The following is a 15656-nucleotide window of genomic DNA, read 5'->3' as shown; positions in this document are numbered from 1 at the left end:
ATGTGCGGCATTGCCGGCCTCTTCCATCCCGACGTGCCCAAGCCGGTCGATCCGGCGCGGATCCGGGTCATGGCCGAAATCCTCGCCCATCGCGGCCCGGACGGGAGCGGGGTCTGGACGGCGCCGGGCGTCGGTTTCGGCCATCGCCGCCTCTCGATCATCGACCTGGGCGGCGGCGCCCAGCCGATGCTGACGCCGGACGGCAAGGTCGCGATTACCTATAATGGCGAAATCTACAATTTTCGCGAGGTCCGCACCGAATTGCTCGCCAAAGGCCACGCCTTCCGCACGGAGAGCGACACCGAGGTGATCCTCGCCGCTTGGCGCGAATGGGGGCCGGACTGCCTGTCGCGGCTGCACGGCATGTTCGCCTTCGCGCTCTACGACGCAGCCGCCGAAACGCTCTTCCTCGCCCGCGACCGGCTCGGCGTGAAGCCGCTACATTATGCCGAGCTTGCCGACGGCGCCCTCATCTTCGCTTCCGAGCTGAAGGGCCTCCTCGCCCATCCCCGCTTCCGCCGCGCGGTCAGCCCGCAGGCGGTCGAGGATTATCTCGCCTTCGGCTACGTCCCCGACGATGCCTGCTTCGTCGCCGGCGTCCGAAAGCTTCCCGCGGGCCATTACATGCTCGTCCGGCGGGGGAGGGGCGTGCCCGCGCCCACGGCCTGGTGGGATGTCGATTTCAGCAATCCGATCAAGGGCAAGCCGGACGTCCTCGCCGAAGAGCTGACCGCGCTGATGCGCGACGCCGTCCGCTCGCGCATGGTCGCCGACGTGCCCCTGGGCGCCTTCCTCTCCGGCGGCGTCGACAGCTCGGCGGTGGTCGCTTTGATGGCGGAGGCCAGCCGCGGCGCGGTCGAGACCTGCTCGATCGGCTTCGACCAGGCAAACCATGACGAGACTCGCTACGCCCGGCTGGTCGCCGAGCGCTTCGCCACCCGCCACCGCGCCCGCGTCGTCGCAGCCGACGATTTCTCGCTGATCGACACCCTCGCTGACGCGTTCGACGAGCCTTTCGCCGACGCTTCCGCTCTGGCCACCTACCGGGTCAGCGAGCTGGCGCGCGAACGGGTGACTGTCGCCCTCTCCGGCGACGGCGCCGACGAGGCCTTCGCCGGCTATCGCCGCTACCGCCTGTTCGCCAATGAGGAGCAGGCGAGGGGCCTCCTCCCCGGCCCGGTGCGCGGCGCGCTCGGCCGGCTCGGCGACCTCTATCCCAAGCTCGACTGGGCGCCCCGCTTCCTGCGCGCCCGCACCACCCTCCAGGCGCTCGGCAAGTCGAGCGGTGAAGCCTATGCCGAAGCCGTCGGCGTCACCCCCCCCGCGCTCCGCGCCCGCCTCTACACGGACAATTTTCGCGCGGTCCTGCAGGGCCACCGCGCCGAGGATCGCTATGTGAAGGCGATGGAGGCCGCGCCCGCCCGCGACGGCCTCTCCCGCGCCCAATATGCCGATATCAAGATCTGGCTCCCCGGCGACATTCTGACCAAGGTGGACCGGACCAGCATGGCCGTCAGCCTCGAAGCGCGCGAACCTCTCCTGGACCACCGCCTGGTCGAATTCGCCGCGCGCCTGCCGGCAAACATGCGGCTTCGCGGCGGCTCCGGCAAATGGCTGATGAAGCGCGCCTTGGACCGCTACCTCCCCGACGAGATCCTCCACCGTCCCAAAATGGGTTTCGTGACTCCGATCAGCGCCTGGTTTCGCGGCCCGCTCGCCGGCGAGGCCGCGGCCGTCGCGCGCAGCCCGGCGCTGGCGGAGCTCGCCTGGTTCGACCAGGCCGCCATCGCCCGCCTCGCCGCCGACCATCGCGCCGGCAAGTCCGACCATGGCCGCCTGCTGTGGCAGCTGCTGATGCTCGACAAATCGCTTCAGCGGCTGTTCGGGCTCGGCGCGTCGTCCGGATATATGGCCGCCGCGAAATAGAGCCCGTCCGGCGGCGCGTTATAGCCCAATGCGTGCCGGTCCCGCGCCTCCAGCGCCGCCTTCAAATCCGCCGCTTTCCACTTGCCCCGCCCGACCAGTTGCAGGCACCCCACCATCGATCGCACCTGATGGTGGAGGAACGAGCGGGCGGCGACCTCGAACAGGATCGCGTCGCCATCGCGCCGGACGTCGAGCCGGTCGAGCGTCTTGACCGGACTCTCCGACTGGCAATGGGCCGAGCGGAAGGTCGTGAAGTCATGCCGCCCCACCAGGCACTGCGCCGCCTCGTGCATCGCCTCGGCGTCCAGCGTCACCGGCACCCGCCACGCTCGTCCCGCCTCCAGCGCCAGCGGAGCCCGCCGGTTGACGATACGATAACAATAACGCCGTCCAACACACGAGAAACGCGCGTGAAAATCCTCCGCCGCTTCCTGCGCCTTCAATATCGCCACCGGCCGAGGCCGAAGCTTGGCATTGAGTCCGTCCGCCAGCCGAAACGCCCCGATCGGCTTGGCGATGTCGACATGCGCCGTCATCGCCAGCGCATGGACTCCCGCATCCGTCCGCCCGGCCGCGTGCAAGGTCGCCTCCTCGCCGGTGATCGCCTTGACCGCTTCCTCGATCGCCTGCTGCACCGAAGGACCGTGCGCCTGCCGCTGCCAGCCCATGAACGGCCGGCCGTCATATTCGACCGTGAGGCGGTACCGCGTCATCCGAGCCGGGCGCCGGCCGGAATGGCGAAGCCCCTCAGCAGCTCCGATGGCGTCATGACGCCACGTCCGGCGCGCTGGACGAGGCTCGGCGCGATGGCCCCCTCACCGCAAGCGATGGTGAGAGTCTCGTCGATCACGTTCCCCGGCGAAAGCCGGGGTCCAGAGCCCCGCGCCGCTGGACCCGGGCCTTCGCCGGGGAGCACGCTCGCCGCCAAAATCTTGATCCGCTCGCCGCCATATTCGAAGAACGCGCCGGGCATAGGGTTGAACGCCCGTATCCGCCGCTCGACATCGACCGCGCTGCGCGTGAAATCGAGCCGCGCCTCGCTCTTCTCGATCTTCGCGGCGTAGGTGACACCGGCGTCGGGCTGGGGCGTCGGCGTCAGGCCGGGCAGTGCGTCCAGCACCTGGGCCATCAAAGCCGCGCCGATCGCGGCCAGCTCCTCGGTCAGCTCGCCCGCACTCTTGCCGTCGATCGCGGTCTCGCGCAGCGCGTACGTCGAGCCCGTGTCGAGCCCCCGCTCCATCTCCATGATGGTGACGCCGGTCGTCTCGTCGCCGGCGAGGATCGCCCTTTGCACCGGCGCCGCGCCCCGCCAGCGCGGCAGGATCGAGGCGTGGACGTTGAGGCAGCCATGCCGCGGCGCCTCCAGGATGGGCGCCGGCAGGATCAGCCCATAGGCCGCCACCACCGCGACATCGAGGTCGAGCGCCGCGAACGCCGCCTGCGTCTCGGCATCGCGCAGGCTCGCCGGGGTCCGCACCTCAATGCCGAGGCGCTTGGCCTGCTTGTGCACCGGCGACGCCAGCAAGGCCTTGCCCCGCCCCGCCGGGCGCGGCGGCTGCGAATAGACGGCGGCGACGTCATGCCCCGCCGCCGCCAAAGCATCGAGCGTCGGCACGGCGAAATCGGGCGTTCCCATGAAGGCGATGCGCATCAGGCCGCTCTAGCCGAGGAATTGCCATCCTCGCTACCTCCCCCTATCCCCTCGCCATGGCGTCGCCCGAGATCGAAACCCTCACCCAGGCGCTGGCGCGCCTCCCGGGCCTTGGCCCGCGCTCGGCCCGGCGCGCCGTGCTGCATCTGATGAAGAAGCGCGAGACGGCGATGGCGCCCTTGCTCCGCGCGTTGGAAGCGGTGAACGAAAATCTGGCCGTCTGCTCGATTTGCGGCAACGTCGACACCACCGACCCTTGCGCCATCTGCGCCGACACCCGCCGCGACGCCCGCCTGCTCTGCGTCGTCGAGGAAGTCTCCGACCTCTGGGCGCTCGATCGCTCGCGTCTCTTTCCCGGTCGTTTTCATGTGCTTGGCGGCCGACTTTCAGCCTTGGAAGGAATAAGGCCGGAAGATCTCGGCATCGACACATTGATCCGCCGGGTCGCCGCCGGCGGCATCGACGAGGTCGTGCTGGCGATGAACGCGACCCTGGAAGGCCAGACCACCGCCCATTATCTCGCCGAGCGTCTGGAGCCCTATCCGGTCCGCCTCACCCAGCTCGCCCACGGCCTGCCGGTGGGCGGCGAGCTCGACTATCTGGATGAAGGCACCTTGGCCCAGGCGCTCAGGGCACGGCGGCCCGTCGCCTGAGCTTGACGCAAGCCGCCGCGCTTCCTAGCTGAATCGCCATGGCCCTGCTCCCGATCATCGAGACTCCCGACCCGCTGCTTCGGCGGATTTCCAAGCCCGTCGAGGCGGTGGACGACGATCTGCGCAAGCTCATCGCCGACATGTTCGACACGATGTACGCCGCCCCCGGCATCGGCCTCGCCGCGATCCAGGTCGGCGTGCCCAAGCGGGTGCTCGTCATCGATCTTCAGGAGCCGGAAGAAGAGGGCGGAGATCCCGTCCGCGATCCCAGGGTGTTCATAAACCCCGAAATCCTCGAAGCCTCGGACACTTTCCAGGTCTATAGCGAGGGCTGCCTCTCGGTCCCCGACCAATATGCCGAGGTCGAGCGCCCCGACCGCGTCCGCGCCCGCTGGCTGGACGAGAAGGGCGACACCCATGAAGAGGAACTGGACGGCCTGCTCGGCATCTGCCTGCAGCACGAGATGGACCATCTGGAGGGCATTCTCTTCATCGATCATCTCTCCCGGCTGAAGCGAGACATGGTCTTGAAGAAGCTCGCCAAGTCCCGGAAAGAATTGGCCAAGCGCGCCGCTTAAGCCCGTTGTCATCCCAGCGAAGGCTGGGATCTCAGGCCGGAAAAGGCACCGGCTGCTTCTTGTGCTGGGATCCCGGCCTTCGCCGGGATGATGAGAGGCTAGAGCGCTCGGTTCAGCGGCCCGCAATGGAAAAGGCCCGCGTCGGCCACGCTCTCCGATTCGAACAGCATGGCCTGCGCCGATTCGGCGAAGCGTATCTTCAGCATGTCGTCGACCGGCGGGCCCTCGGCGGTGCAGCGGGCGGAGATGTCATAGCCGCCATCGACCGGAGTCGTGTTGACGAACTTGCAGACCGACCCCGCCGGCGTCTCCATCACTTCCCGGGTGAACCGCCAGGCCTGGGTCTCGCACATGTCGGCCTCCGCCGCCCAGAAGCCGACGAAGCGGAAGGCGCCCGGCGGGGGGAAAGCGGCGCCATCCTCCGCTTTGCCGGCGAAGGCTTCATCCGGTTCGCTAGGCTCGGGCGCCGGCGGGATGGGCGCCTCCGCCTCGGGCACCAGCATTTCCGGCTCGGCCTGACCGGCGTCTTCGGGGGAATCACCCCCGCAACCGGTGAGTGACGCCATGACGGCAAGGGTGATCGAAGCCGATAGCAAGCGGGAGGTTCGCTGGGTCATGCAGTTACAATGCATCGGACGGCGAGGGGTTGCGACGGCTCAGCTTTCGCGCAGCCGGTTGACGTTGCGCACGATGAAGGCAGTCGACCAGCCCAGCAGCAGGAAACCGATGACCGCCTCGATCGAGCCCATCAGCGCCCAGTCGTCGGGAAAATATTCGGCGGTGCCGCCGAGCGTGGCGTAGGCCGCGGCGGAATAGTGGATCGCCTCTTCCAGCGATCCTATGGCGCCGACCAGAAGATAGAAAAACGCGAAGACCGTTATTTCCACCATGTGCAGAAGGAACAGGCACACCGCCATTCCACACATCAACAGCAACGCGGAAAAATCCAAATCATGCTCCTTCAGCCGGTCTTCCCGCAGGTTGAGAAGGCGAGTGGCGCCAACCAGACCGATGCCGTGGATAGCCGAGCAGATGATAACCAGCAGCATCGATGCGCCGAGCTGGACGGCCAGATCGACGGTCTCGCTGCTCTGCAACTCCATCAGAACGTCTCGAGCGCGGCGCGGCAGTCGCGCGCGCATTCGCGGCACATTTCGGCGCAGCGGCGGCAATGGTCGTTGTCGTGGCGCGCGCATTCCTCGGCGCAGATGTCGCAGGCGGTGATGCACAGCGTCAGCATCTCCTCCATCAGCAATTCGTTATTGCCCGTCCTCCGCGTCGCGACCTTGAAGGTGGCGTCGCATATGTCGGCGCAGTCCATGCAGGTGCGGATGCACTGGCGCATGTCCATCTTCTCGGCCGAGCAGGCGTCGGCGCAGGACGTGCAGATCGCCGAGCAGAACATGGCGTGCCGCACCGCCAGCGCCAGCGGTTCGTTGAGCTTGCCGGCGACCTGCGGGTGGGCGGCGATCATCTTGGCGATGGACATGGAATTATCCTCCGTTTCGGGAAGCGAACGGGCTTTTCGCCCCGTCGTTCCCGATCGCTCTTGAGCCCCGGGGCCACCTGCTCTAGGTTCGCTATTCGTTCCAAGCCGGGGTTTTACTGATGGATCCGATGCTCTTCGCCGTGGTGGCGCTCCTCCTGGGCCTTGGCGCGGGCTGGTATGTCGGCAACCGCCAGGCGGCCGCCTTTCGCGCCGAGCGCGACGCGCGGCTCAACGATTTCCGCCAGGCGATCGCCGATCTCGCCGCGGCCGAGGAGCGGGCGAAGCAGGTGCCGCTGCTCCAGTCCCAGGTCGACGCGCTTCGCGGCGAGCGCGACGAGGCGCTCCGCGAGAATGCGGAAATGAAGGCCGACAGCCGCAATTTCGACGCGCGGATGAAGGAATTGATGGAGGCCAAGGACGCCCTTTCCGCCCAGTTCAGCGAGGTCGGCGCGAAATTGCTCGGCGAGGCGCAAAAGCATTTCCTCGAACGCGCCGACGCCCGCTTCAACCAGGCCGGCGAGAAGAGCGAGGAGAAATTGAAGGCCTTGCTCCAGCCCGTCGAGACGACGCTGAAGCGGTACGAGGATAATCTGGCGCAGGTCGAGAAGGAGCGGGTCGGAAGCTATGGCGAGCTGAAGACGGCCGTCGCCCAGCTCACCCAGGGCAATGCCGATGTGCGGCGCGAGACCCAGCGCCTCGCCAACGTGATGCGCTCCAGCCCCAAGGCCCGGGGGCGCTGGGGCGAGGAGCAGCTCCGGACCATCCTCGAATCGGCCGGCCTCGCCGAGAATATCGATTTCGGCCTGCAAAGCTCGGTCAGCGACGGCGAACGCCAGCTTCGGCCCGATTGCGTCATCAACCTGCCCGGCGGCCGCTGCATCGTCATCGACGTCAAATGCCCGCTCGTTCATTTCGAGCAGGCGTTCGACGAGGAGGACGACACCGTCCGCGCGCAATTGCTGGGGCAGCATGCCGCCGCGATGAAGACCTATGCCAGCGATCTCGGCCGCAAGGGCTATTGGCGTCAGTTCGACCTGTCGCCCGATTTCGTCATCATGTTCATCCCCGGCGAGCATTTCCTCTCCGCCGCCGCCGAGCGCGCGCCGGACCTGATCGAGACGGCCTATCGCAACGGCGTCATCATCGCGTCGACCATCAACATGCTGGCGCTCGCCAAGGTGATGGCCGGCATGTGGCGGCAGGAAACGCTGGCCGCCCAGGCCAAGGAGGTCGCCGAGGTCGGCAAGGAACTCTACCGCCGCCTGTCGACGATGGGCGCCCATGTCGCCAAATTGGGCCGCAACCTCAATCTCGCGACCGGCGCCTATAATGATTTCGTCGGCAGCCTCGAAAGCCAGGTGCTGACCCAGGCCAAGCGGTTCGAGGCATTGAAGGTCGATACCGGCGGCAAGAGCATCGAGACCTTGCCCATCGTCGACACCCCGCCGCGCGCGCTGACCAAGCTCGACACCGCCGAAGCAGAGGCCGCGGAATAGACCCGCCACCTCGTCATCCTGAACTCGTTTCAGGATCCAGTTACGAGCCTCGCCGTGGATGGAAAGCTGGACCCTGAAACAAGTTCAGGATGGCGACTCTACGCTCACACGTCCCAGTCCGCCCGCCGCTCGCCGCCGCAGCCATGATAGGTTTCGCCGTCGGCGATCACCATCACCGTGTCGGCATAGCCATGGCCGCTCATCGCGTCGTTGCAGCGTGCGTGGGTGATGTCGACGATCAGGCGCGGGGTCTCGTAGCGGTGGCCGTTGAAGGTGGTGCGCGGGTCGGGCCGGGCGACATTGATCCGCGTCTCGCCATAATTGCCGACATAGTCGATCCGGCCGCCGTCGATGGTCACATTCCACCCCGGCTCCTGCCCGAGCGCGCGATAGCTGTCCGCCACAGTCGGCCGCGGGGAAGGGGTAACGCAAGCCGAAGCGGCGAGCGCCGCGAACGCGATGGACATCCTCATGCGTGCCTCCACTGGTTGATCACCTCATAGGCCATCACCGCCGTCGCCACCGCCGCGTTGAGGCTGTCCGCCTTGCCCAGCATCGGCATCCGCACCAGCCTGTCGCATTCCGCCTCATAGGCGGGTGGGAGCCCCTGGGCCTCGTTGCCGACCAGGATGAAGGCGGGCCTGGCGTAGCGCGGCGCCTGATAGTCCGTCGTGGCGGCCAGGCTGGTGCCGATCAGCTCGCCCTCGCCGGCGCGCAGCCAGGCGACGAATTCCTCCCACGATGCGGTGGCGATGCGCTGGGTGAACAGCGCCCCCATCGTCGCCCGCACCGCCTCGACCGAAAAGGGATCGACGCAATCGTCGACCAGGATCAGCCCGCCCGCGCCGACCGCGTCGCCGGTGCGCAAGATGGTGCCGAGATTGCCCGGATCGCGCAGCGCCTGGGCAACGATCCACAGGTCCGCCTCGGCGCGGTCGATCCGGCCCAGATGCGTGTCGAAGGCGCGATAGACGCCGAGCACGGTCTGCGGATTGTCCTTGCCCGAAAGCTTGTGGAGGATGTCGGGCGTGGTCGCGATCGCCTCGCCGCCGTCGGCCTCCGTCTCGGCGATCAGCCGGTCGAGCAGGGGATGGGGGGCGCTCTTGGCGGCGAAGAAGAGCGTGTCGGGCAGATGCCCCGCCTCGCGCGCCTCGGCCAGGATGCGCAGGCCCTCCGCCATGAACAGCCCTTCCTCGCGCCGGTGCTTCTTGTCGCGCAGCGACCGGACCCGTTTGACCAGCGGGTTGGAGAAAGCGCTTATCTCGCGCGGCATTATTCCTCGCCGAACTTGGCTTCGACCAGCTCCGCCAGCGCCGCCACGGCCGCTTCGGCGCCGTCGCCGACCGCGCTGATCGTGATCGTGTCGCCGCAAGCCGCGCCCAGCATCATCAGGCCCATGATCGACGTGCCGCAGACCCGCGAGCCGTCCTTCTCCACCTCGATGGCGGCGTCGAGGCCGGCGGCGAGGGTCACGAACTTGGCGCTGGCCCGGGCGTGAAGCCCGCGCTTGTTGAGGACATCGACGGTGCGGCTCGCCACGGCCTAGACCGTCTCGCCCAATATCTCGGACGCGACCGAGATATATTTGCGCCCGGCCTCGCGCGCGGCGGCGACCGCGGCCTTGACGTCCATCGTCTTGCGCGCGCCTTCGAGCCGGATCAGCATCGGCAGGTTGACGCCCGCGATCACCTCGACCGACTCCGATTTCATCAGCGAGATGGCGAGGTTGGAGGGGGTGCCGCCGAACAGGTCGGTGAGGATGATGACGCCGCCGCCGTCGTCCACCTTGGCGATCGCTTCGGCGATATCGTTGCGGCGCGCCTCCATGTCGTCCTCGGGGCCGATGCAGATCGCCTCGATCCGCTGCTGCGGGCCCACCACATGCTCCATGGCCACGATGAATTCGGCCGCGAGCCGCCCATGCGTAACCAGCACCAAACCGATCATTGAAACACCTTGGCTAATCTTCCGTCCGCGCCTCTCGGTCCCCCACGACCGGTGCGCCCTCAACTGGATCCCTTGGCCGCGACCCCAGGTCGCGATGTTCGACCGTGGGCGAAAATCCCGCTTCGCGCAACCGTGCGGCGACGCGCTCCGCGACATGTACCGAACGGTGACGGCCGCCGGTACAGCCAAAAGCGATCGAAACATAGGACTTTCCCTCGCTGCGGTAGCGGGGGAGGAGGAGGATGAGCAGGTCCTCGATCCGGCGCAGCGCCTCCTCATAGCCCTCGTCCGTCGCGATATAGGCGCCGACCGCCTCGTCGAGCCCGGTCAGCGGACGGAGCCTGTCCTCCCAATGCGGGTTCTTGAGGAAGCGCAGGTCGAAGACGGTGTCGGCGTTGCGCGGCAGGCCGCGGGCGAAGCCGAACGACATGACGTGGAGATAGGGCGCGCTGACTCCCCCGAACCGCTCTCTGATCTGCTGTTGGAGGGCGTTGGCGTCGGTGTCCGTCGTGTCGATGACATGGTCGGACCAGCGCTTCAGCGGCTCCATCAGGTCGCGCTCGGCGGCGATGCCGTCGGTGGCGGGCCGGTCCGGCGCCAGCGGGTGGCGGCGCCGCGTCTCCGAATAGCGGCGCATCAGCTCCGAACCGGCGCATTCCAGGAACAATGTCTCGACCGGATAATCGTAATCGGCGGCGAGGCGCTTGATCTGGCCGACGATCCGCCGGGCGTCGAAATCGCGGGTGCGGCTGTCGATCCCGACCGCCAGCGGCCGCCGCCGCGACGACCCCTTGGAGAGCGGGGTCGAAAGGAGATGCTCGAGCAGCGACAGAGGCAGATTGTCGACCACTTCCCAGCCGCTATCCTCGAGCGTGCGCAGCACCGTCGATTTGCCGGCGCCCGAGAGGCCCGTCACCAGCAATATCCTTTTGGGCGTCCGGCCGGTGGTCATTCGGCGGAAAGCCCGAACATGGCGAGCGCCAGCTCCACCTTGAGCGGCGCCGACGCCTCGAGGCTCCTCAGGCCGATGACCGGCACCTTCACGCCCGCGATCACCATCGGGTCCTGCATTTCGGGAAGCCGCTCGACGTCGCGGTCGAGATCGACGGCGAGGCATACGGGGATGTCGCTCACCGCCTCGAATTCGACGAGGCCGATGCCGCGCACCTCCATCTTCCCCTCGATATTGCGCGGAGCGGTGGCGAGCAGAACGCCCTTCACCCTTTTGACCACGGTATAATCGTCGCTGACCAAAGTCGCGCCCCGGTCGATGAGGCGCAGCGCCAGGTCCGATTTGCCCGATCCCGATCGGCCCGCGATCAATATGCCCCGCCCGTCTCTGGCGACGCAGGAGACGTGGAGCGTTTCTGATGAGAGGGACGATATGGTCATATTTGTACCCCCGATAAGCGGATGACGAAGCGGGCGCCGGTTCGCCCGTCATAGCGGTCCTCGGCCTCGATCCGGCCGTCATGGCCCTCGACGATCGCCTTGGCGATGGCAAGGCCGAGCCCCGAATGACGGCCGAAGGCCTCGCCTTCCGGCCTGATGCTCTGGAAGCGGTTAAAGATCGCCTCACGGGCCTCTGGCGCAATGCCCGGCCCCTCATCCTCGACGGCGACGACGACATCCTCCCCGATCCGCGCCGCCGCGATCTCGACCAGCCCGCCGTCCGGCGAGAAGGAGATGGCGTTGTCGACCAGATTGTCGAAGACCCGGGCGAGGCGCGATTCCTCGCCCATGACGATCGCGGTGCCGGCGCGGGGCCGCGCGAAGGCGAGGCGCACACCGCGTTCGCCGGCGCGGGCGTCCCACATCCCGAGCAGCGATTCAATGAGGCGGCCGACATCGACCGGCTCGAACCGGGCGCGAGAGAGCTCGGCGTCGAGCCGGGACACTTCGGCGATGTCGACCACCAGCCGGTCGAGCCGCACGACGTCGTGGCGGACGACGTCGAGCAGCCGGCGGCGCAGCTCCGGATCGTCGATCCGGTCGAGGCCATCGACGGCGGAGCGCAGCGAGGCGAGTGGGTTCTTGAGCTCGTGGGTGACATCGGCGGCGAAGGCCTCGGTGGCGTCGATCCGGTCGCGTAGCGCCTCGGTCATGTCGTGGAGCGCGCGGGCGAGCAGACCGATCTCGTCGCGCCGCGCCGGGAGCAAAGGCACGTCGACTTCGCGCGCCCGGCCGAGCCTCACCTGCTGCGCCGCCCGCGCCAGCCGCCTGAGCGGCCGCGCGATGGTCCGCGCGAGGAACAGCGACAGCAGCACCGACAGGAGGGTCGTGCCGGCGATGATGAAGCCGAGCGTCAGTCGTTCGCTCCTCACCTGCGTGCGGATGTCGCGGGCATTGCTGGTGACGAGCAGCACCTGTCCGCCCGCGACGGGCGCGGCCGCCGAGAGGAAAGGCGAGCCTTCGGGCGCCTGGCGCAGCGCCACCGTCGATCGACCCTGCATCAGCGCCGTCCGGGCTTCCGGCCAGTTGGCGAGGCTCTCGTTCCGGTCGGGCACGAACGCCGGCGGCCGCGCGGCTCCGACGATCGCGTCCACGACATTGTCGAGAGCTCGCGCCGCCTTTTTCTCCCACGGCTCGGCCAGGGGGTTGCGCAACGTATAGGTGGCCGGCGCGCCCGCCCAGCTGTCCATCGCCTTGCCGCCCGAAGCCTCGTACAGGCGAAGCCGGTTTCCCGATTGGGCGCCGAGCCGGTTGAGCAAGGACTTGCGCGCGTCCGCCGGCGTCGATGCGAGCGCCGTGGCGATCAGCCTCGCTTCGGTCTCGATCTGCCGCAGCCGGCCTTCGATGGCGCGTTCGCGGTAGCTGTCGAGGTAGAAGAAACTGCCCGCCAGGATCGCCAGCGCGAAGATGTTGACCGCGAGGATGCGCTGGGTGAGCGAGAGCCGGCCAGACCAGCGCAGCGCCAGATCCTTCTCGTCACTCCTCGGCAAAGCGGTAGCCCACCCCGTAGAGCGTCTCGATCGCGCCGAATTCGCCGTCTATCGCGCGGAACTTGCGGCGCAGGCGCTTGATATGGCTGTCGATGGTGCGGTCGTCGACATAGATGTCGTCCTGATAGGCGACGTCCATCAGCTGGTTGCGCGATTTGACCACGCCCGGCCGCTGCGCCAGCGCCTCCAGGATCATGAATTCGGTGACGGTCAGGGTCACGTCGCGCCCCTCCCAGGTGACGCGGTGCCGCGCCGGGTCCATCGACAGTCGGCCGCGGACGATCTGGGCGGGCTCGGCCGCCTCCTCCTCGGTGCGCGGCAGGGCCCGCATCTCGGCGCGGCGCAGGACGGCGCGGATGCGGGCGATGAGCAGGCGCTGCGAGAAGGGCTTGGCGATATAATCGTCGGCGCCCATGGCGAGGCCGAGCGCCTCGTCCAGCTCGTCGTCCTTGGAGGTGAGGAAGATGACGGGAAGCGCGCTCTTCTCGCGCAGCCGCCGGAGCAGCTCCATCCCGTCCATCCGGGGCATCTTGACGTCGAGGATGGCGAGATCGGGCGGATTGTCGGCCAAGGCCTTCAGCGCCGCCTCGCCGTCGGAATAGACGCGGGTGACGAAGCCCTCGGCCTGGAGCGCGATCGAGACCGAGGTGAGGATGTTGCGGTCATCATCGACGAGCGCGATCGTTACCGACATTGATCCGCCTTCCGCCGGGGAGAGGCAAGGGTCTAGCCAATGCGGCCGTTGCTCGCAACCAGCGGAAGCGCGTTGTTTTTGACGCGCCCCAAGCTCTTATATATGCGGGCGGAACACAGAGGGCGGCACCCCTTGCCGCATCGGTCGACAAACAACAGGAGAATATCGTGGCCAATCGCGTGCCCGCCCACGGACTTGCCGAACAGGGCATCGAAACCCAAGCCGAGCTGCACTGGAATCTGGGGACGCCGGCCCTGGTCGAGCAGGCGGTCTGCCGCGGCGAAGGCGTTCTCGCCAAGCATGGTCCGCTGGTCGTCGAGACCGGCAAGCATACCGGCCGCTCCGCCAAGGACAAGTTCATCGTCCGCGACGGCGAGACCGAGGGCACGATCTGGTGGGACAATAATGCCTCGATGACGCCGGAGCATTTCGCCGCGCTCAAGGCGGATTTCCTGGCCGAGGTGGCGAAGAAGGACACGCTCTTCGTCGCCGACCTGTTCGGCGGCTCGCAGCCCGAGCATCGCGTCCGCGTCCGCGTCGTCAACGAGCTCGCCTGGCACAACCAGTTCATCCGCACCCTGCTGGTGCGCCCCGAGGACGGTGAGCTCGACGGCTTCGTCCCCGAATTCACGATCATCGACCTGCCGAGCTTCCGCGCCGATGCGGCCCGCCACGGCTGCCGCTCGGAGACCGTCATCGCGGTCAACCTCACCGAGAAGCTGATCCTTATCGGCGGCACCCGTTATGCCGGCGAGATGAAGAAGTCGGTGTTCGGCGTGCTCAATTATCTGCTTCCCGTGAAGGGCGTGATGCCGATGCACTGCTCGGCCAATATCGGCCCCAACGGCGACACCGCCGTCTTCTTCGGCCTCTCGGGCACCGGCAAGACCACGCTGTCGGCCGACGCCAGCCGCACCCTCATCGGCGACGACGAGCATGGCTGGTCGGACACCGCCGTGTTCAATTTCGAGGGCGGTTGCTACGCCAAGATGATCCGGCTGTCCGAGGAGGCGGAGCCGGAAATTTACGCCACCACCCGCCGCTTCGGCACGGTGCTCGAGAATGTGGTGATCGACCCGGTCACCCGCGAGCTCGACTTCGACGACAACCGCCTCGCCGAGAATAGCCGCGGCGCTTACCCGATCGACTTCATCCCCAATGCGTCCGACGAGAATATGGGGCCGGTGCCGAAGAACATCGTCATGCTGACCGCCGACGCGTTCGGCGTGCTGCCGCCGATCGCCAAGCTGACGCCCGACCAGGCCATGTATCACTTCCTGTCGGGCTACACCGCCAAGGTCGCCGGCACCGAGATCGGCGTCACCGAGCCCGAGGCGACCTTCTCGACCTGCTTCGGCGCCCCCTTCATGCCGCGCCACCCGAGCGTCTACGGCAATTTGCTCAAGGAGCGGATCGCGAAGGGCGCCGTCGATTGCTGGCTGGTCAACACCGGCTGGACCGGCGGCAAATATGGCGTCGGCAGCCGCATGCCGATCAAGGCCACCCGCGCTCTGCTCAACGCCGCGCTCGACGGCAGCCTCAACAATGCCGAATTCCGCACCGACGACAATTTCGGCTTCCAGGTGCCGGTGAGCGTGCCGGGCGTCGACAGCGCGATCCTGGAGCCGCGCGAGACCTGGCCGGACAAGGCCGAATATGATGCGACCGCGGCGAAGCTGGTGAAGCTCTTCATCGACAATTTCGCCAAGTTCGAAGCCCATGTCGACCAAGGCGTGAAGGAAGCCGCCCCCACCGCCGCCTGACGCTACACACCACAACCCGAAAAGGGGCGCGTCGGCCACGGCCGGGGCGCCCCTTTTCTATGGGAGCGAGCCATGAACGACCATGAACCGAGACTATTCGCCGACGACGAGGCCGTCCGCCGATTGGGCGAGGCCATGCTGGCGCGCACTTTGCCCAGGGCGGAATGGACCCACGAGGCCCATCTCGCGACCTGCCTCTGGCTGCTGCTGGAGCGCCCCGAAATCCTGCCCGAGCGCGACCTCCCCGCCCTCATCCGCCGCTATAACGAGAGCGTCGGCGGCGTGAACGACGAGACGCAGGGCTATCACGAGACGATCACGCAGATCTCCATCCGGGGCGCGCGGGCGTTTCTCGCGCGCACCGACGCCAAGCTGCCGCTGGCGGAAAAGGTGAATGCCCTGCTGCGGGCGCCGCAGGGCCAGCGTGACTGGCCGCTGAGGTTCTACACGCCGGAGCGGCTATTCTCGAAGGAAGCGCGGCTGGGATGGGTGGAGCCTGACCTTACCGTGTAGAATG

At 67.5% G+C, this 15656-nt stretch carries 19 protein-coding genes; 6 read left to right on the top strand and 13 right to left on the bottom strand.

All coding sequences use genetic code 11. The annotated features are described in order from the left end of the window. The gene (locus tag ACFQRC_RS01525; protein ID WP_379957037.1) at positions 1-1926 is read left to right on the top strand and encodes an XrtA/PEP-CTERM system amidotransferase; all 1926 of its coding nucleotides are present in this window, start codon (positions 1-3) and stop codon (positions 1924-1926) included. Here ACFQRC_RS01525 and truA read toward each other — a convergent pair. After that, positions 1872-2639: a tRNA pseudouridine(38-40) synthase TruA gene (truA, locus tag ACFQRC_RS01520; protein WP_379957034.1), complete on the bottom strand. Its 768-nt coding sequence runs from the start codon at positions 2637-2639 to the stop codon at positions 1872-1874. The genes ACFQRC_RS01525 and truA overlap by 55 nt on opposite strands. After that, positions 2636-3577 carry a methionyl-tRNA formyltransferase gene (fmt, locus tag ACFQRC_RS01515; protein ID WP_379957032.1) on the bottom strand — a complete coding sequence of 314 codons (942 nt, stop codon included), beginning with the start codon at positions 3575-3577 and terminating at the stop codon, positions 2636-2638. Before fmt ends, truA begins: the two co-directional genes overlap by 4 nt. A 56-nt stretch (positions 3578-3633) precedes the next feature. Between fmt and recR the strand changes: the two genes are divergently transcribed. Then, positions 3634-4230 carry a recombination mediator RecR gene (gene recR, locus ACFQRC_RS01510; RefSeq protein WP_379957030.1) on the top strand — a complete coding sequence of 199 codons (597 nt, stop codon included), beginning with the start codon at positions 3634-3636 and terminating at the stop codon, positions 4228-4230. A 38-nt stretch (positions 4231-4268) separates the two neighbouring features. After that, positions 4269-4808 (top strand): peptide deformylase, encoded by a 540-nt coding sequence (gene def, locus ACFQRC_RS01505; protein WP_379957028.1) that lies wholly within the window; start codon positions 4269-4271, stop codon positions 4806-4808. A gap of 98 nt (positions 4809-4906) precedes the next feature. Here def and ACFQRC_RS01500 read toward each other — a convergent pair whose 3' ends face one another. From ACFQRC_RS01500 to ACFQRC_RS01490, 3 genes are read right to left on the bottom strand one after another with little or no spacing between them, the layout of a single operon-like run. Further along, complete coding sequence (locus ACFQRC_RS01500) at positions 4907-5425, bottom strand: hypothetical protein (RefSeq protein WP_379957026.1); 519 nt, start codon at positions 5423-5425, stop codon at positions 4907-4909. 39 nt (positions 5426-5464) lie between these two features. After that, a complete protein-coding gene (locus tag ACFQRC_RS01495; RefSeq protein WP_379957024.1) occupies positions 5465-5911 on the bottom strand; it encodes a hypothetical protein in 447 nt (148 codons plus the stop codon). Then, entirely contained in the window at positions 5911-6297 is a 387-nt protein-coding gene (locus ACFQRC_RS01490) for a four-helix bundle copper-binding protein (RefSeq protein WP_379957021.1), read from the bottom strand. The genes ACFQRC_RS01495 and ACFQRC_RS01490 overlap by 1 nt, the downstream gene beginning before the upstream one ends. Before the next feature lie 119 nt (positions 6298-6416). Between ACFQRC_RS01490 and rmuC the strand changes: the two genes are divergently transcribed. After that, positions 6417-7793: a DNA recombination protein RmuC gene (rmuC, locus tag ACFQRC_RS01485; RefSeq protein WP_379957019.1), complete on the top strand. Its 1377-nt coding sequence runs from the start codon at positions 6417-6419 to the stop codon at positions 7791-7793. Positions 7794-7897: 104 nt separating this feature from the next. Here the strand turns inward: rmuC and ACFQRC_RS01480 are convergent, their stop codons facing one another. From ACFQRC_RS01480 to ACFQRC_RS01445, 8 genes are read right to left on the bottom strand one after another with little or no spacing between them, the layout of a single operon-like run. Beyond that, positions 7898-8266, bottom strand: a complete 369-nt coding sequence (locus ACFQRC_RS01480; RefSeq protein WP_379957017.1) for a hypothetical protein — start codon at positions 8264-8266, stop codon at positions 7898-7900. Further along, on the bottom strand, positions 8263-9066 hold the full coding sequence (locus ACFQRC_RS01475; RefSeq protein WP_379957015.1) for a TrmH family RNA methyltransferase: 804 nt from the start codon (positions 9064-9066) through the stop codon (positions 8263-8265). Before ACFQRC_RS01475 ends, ACFQRC_RS01480 begins: the two co-directional genes overlap by 4 nt. Beyond that, positions 9066-9332: an HPr family phosphocarrier protein gene (locus ACFQRC_RS01470; RefSeq protein ID WP_379957012.1), complete on the bottom strand. Its 267-nt coding sequence runs from the start codon at positions 9330-9332 to the stop codon at positions 9066-9068. The genes ACFQRC_RS01475 and ACFQRC_RS01470 overlap by 1 nt, the downstream gene beginning before the upstream one ends. Before the next feature lie 3 nt (positions 9333-9335). After that, on the bottom strand, positions 9336-9740 hold the full coding sequence (locus ACFQRC_RS01465; protein WP_379957009.1) for a PTS sugar transporter subunit IIA: 405 nt from the start codon (positions 9738-9740) through the stop codon (positions 9336-9338). Positions 9741-9753: 13 nt separating this feature from the next. Next, on the bottom strand, positions 9754-10692 hold the full coding sequence (rapZ, locus tag ACFQRC_RS01460; RefSeq protein ID WP_379957006.1) for an RNase adapter RapZ: 939 nt from the start codon (positions 10690-10692) through the stop codon (positions 9754-9756). Further along, positions 10689-11132, bottom strand: coding sequence for an HPr kinase/phosphorylase (locus ACFQRC_RS01455; protein WP_379957004.1), 444 nt, complete (start codon positions 11130-11132; stop codon positions 10689-10691). The genes rapZ and ACFQRC_RS01455 overlap by 4 nt, the downstream gene beginning before the upstream one ends. Further along, complete coding sequence (locus ACFQRC_RS01450; RefSeq protein WP_379957001.1) at positions 11129-12682, bottom strand: ATP-binding protein; 1554 nt, start codon at positions 12680-12682, stop codon at positions 11129-11131. Before ACFQRC_RS01450 ends, ACFQRC_RS01455 begins: the two co-directional genes overlap by 4 nt. Next, entirely contained in the window at positions 12669-13376 is a 708-nt protein-coding gene (locus ACFQRC_RS01445) for a response regulator (RefSeq protein WP_379956999.1), read from the bottom strand. Before ACFQRC_RS01445 ends, ACFQRC_RS01450 begins: the two co-directional genes overlap by 14 nt. A gap of 179 nt (positions 13377-13555) precedes the next feature. On the opposite strand from ACFQRC_RS01445, the gene ACFQRC_RS01440 reads away from it, so the two are divergent. Together ACFQRC_RS01440 and ACFQRC_RS01435 are read left to right on the top strand one after the other, a co-directional pair. Further along, positions 13556-15139, top strand: coding sequence for a phosphoenolpyruvate carboxykinase (locus tag ACFQRC_RS01440; protein WP_379960377.1), 1584 nt, complete (start codon positions 13556-13558; stop codon positions 15137-15139). A gap of 72 nt (positions 15140-15211) precedes the next feature. Then, positions 15212-15652, top strand: a complete 441-nt coding sequence (locus ACFQRC_RS01435) for a hypothetical protein (RefSeq protein WP_379956996.1) — start codon at positions 15212-15214, stop codon at positions 15650-15652. The last annotated feature ends 4 nt before the right edge of the window (positions 15653-15656 follow it).

The sequence above is a fragment of the Enterovirga sp. GCM10030262 genome (assembly GCF_042666435.1).
Taxonomy (GTDB): domain Bacteria; phylum Pseudomonadota; class Alphaproteobacteria; order Sphingomonadales; family Sphingomonadaceae; genus Allosphingosinicella.
The sequence above is the reverse complement of the archived record's forward strand: the minus strand, read 5'-3'. Positions and strand labels throughout refer to the sequence as shown.

Coding starts and splice junctions, on each gene's coding strand:
- ACFQRC_RS01525 (WP_379957037.1), top strand. CDS start 1: ATGTGCGGCATTGCCGGCCTCTTCCATCCCGACGTGCCCAAGCCGGTC.
- truA (WP_379957034.1), bottom strand. CDS start 2,639: ATGACGCGGTACCGCCTCACGGTCGAATATGACGGCCGGCCGTTCATG.
- fmt (WP_379957032.1), bottom strand. CDS start 3,577: ATGCGCATCGCCTTCATGGGAACGCCCGATTTCGCCGTGCCGACGCTC.
- recR (WP_379957030.1), top strand. CDS start 3,634: ATGGCGTCGCCCGAGATCGAAACCCTCACCCAGGCGCTGGCGCGCCTC.
- def (WP_379957028.1), top strand. CDS start 4,269: ATGGCCCTGCTCCCGATCATCGAGACTCCCGACCCGCTGCTTCGGCGG.
- ACFQRC_RS01500 (WP_379957026.1), bottom strand. CDS start 5,425: ATGACCCAGCGAACCTCCCGCTTGCTATCGGCTTCGATCACCCTTGCC.
- ACFQRC_RS01495 (WP_379957024.1), bottom strand. CDS start 5,911: ATGGAGTTGCAGAGCAGCGAGACCGTCGATCTGGCCGTCCAGCTCGGC.
- ACFQRC_RS01490 (WP_379957021.1), bottom strand. CDS start 6,297: ATGTCCATCGCCAAGATGATCGCCGCCCACCCGCAGGTCGCCGGCAAG.
- rmuC (WP_379957019.1), top strand. CDS start 6,417: ATGGATCCGATGCTCTTCGCCGTGGTGGCGCTCCTCCTGGGCCTTGGC.
- ACFQRC_RS01480 (WP_379957017.1), bottom strand. CDS start 8,266: ATGAGGATGTCCATCGCGTTCGCGGCGCTCGCCGCTTCGGCTTGCGTT.
- ACFQRC_RS01475 (WP_379957015.1), bottom strand. CDS start 9,066: ATGCCGCGCGAGATAAGCGCTTTCTCCAACCCGCTGGTCAAACGGGTC.
- ACFQRC_RS01465 (WP_379957009.1), bottom strand. CDS start 9,740: ATGATCGGTTTGGTGCTGGTTACGCATGGGCGGCTCGCGGCCGAATTC.
- rapZ (WP_379957006.1), bottom strand. CDS start 10,692: ATGACCACCGGCCGGACGCCCAAAAGGATATTGCTGGTGACGGGCCTC.
- ACFQRC_RS01455 (WP_379957004.1), bottom strand. CDS start 11,132: ATGACCATATCGTCCCTCTCATCAGAAACGCTCCACGTCTCCTGCGTC.
- ACFQRC_RS01445 (WP_379956999.1), bottom strand. CDS start 13,376: ATGTCGGTAACGATCGCGCTCGTCGATGATGACCGCAACATCCTCACC.
- ACFQRC_RS01435 (WP_379956996.1), top strand. CDS start 15,212: ATGAACGACCATGAACCGAGACTATTCGCCGACGACGAGGCCGTCCGC.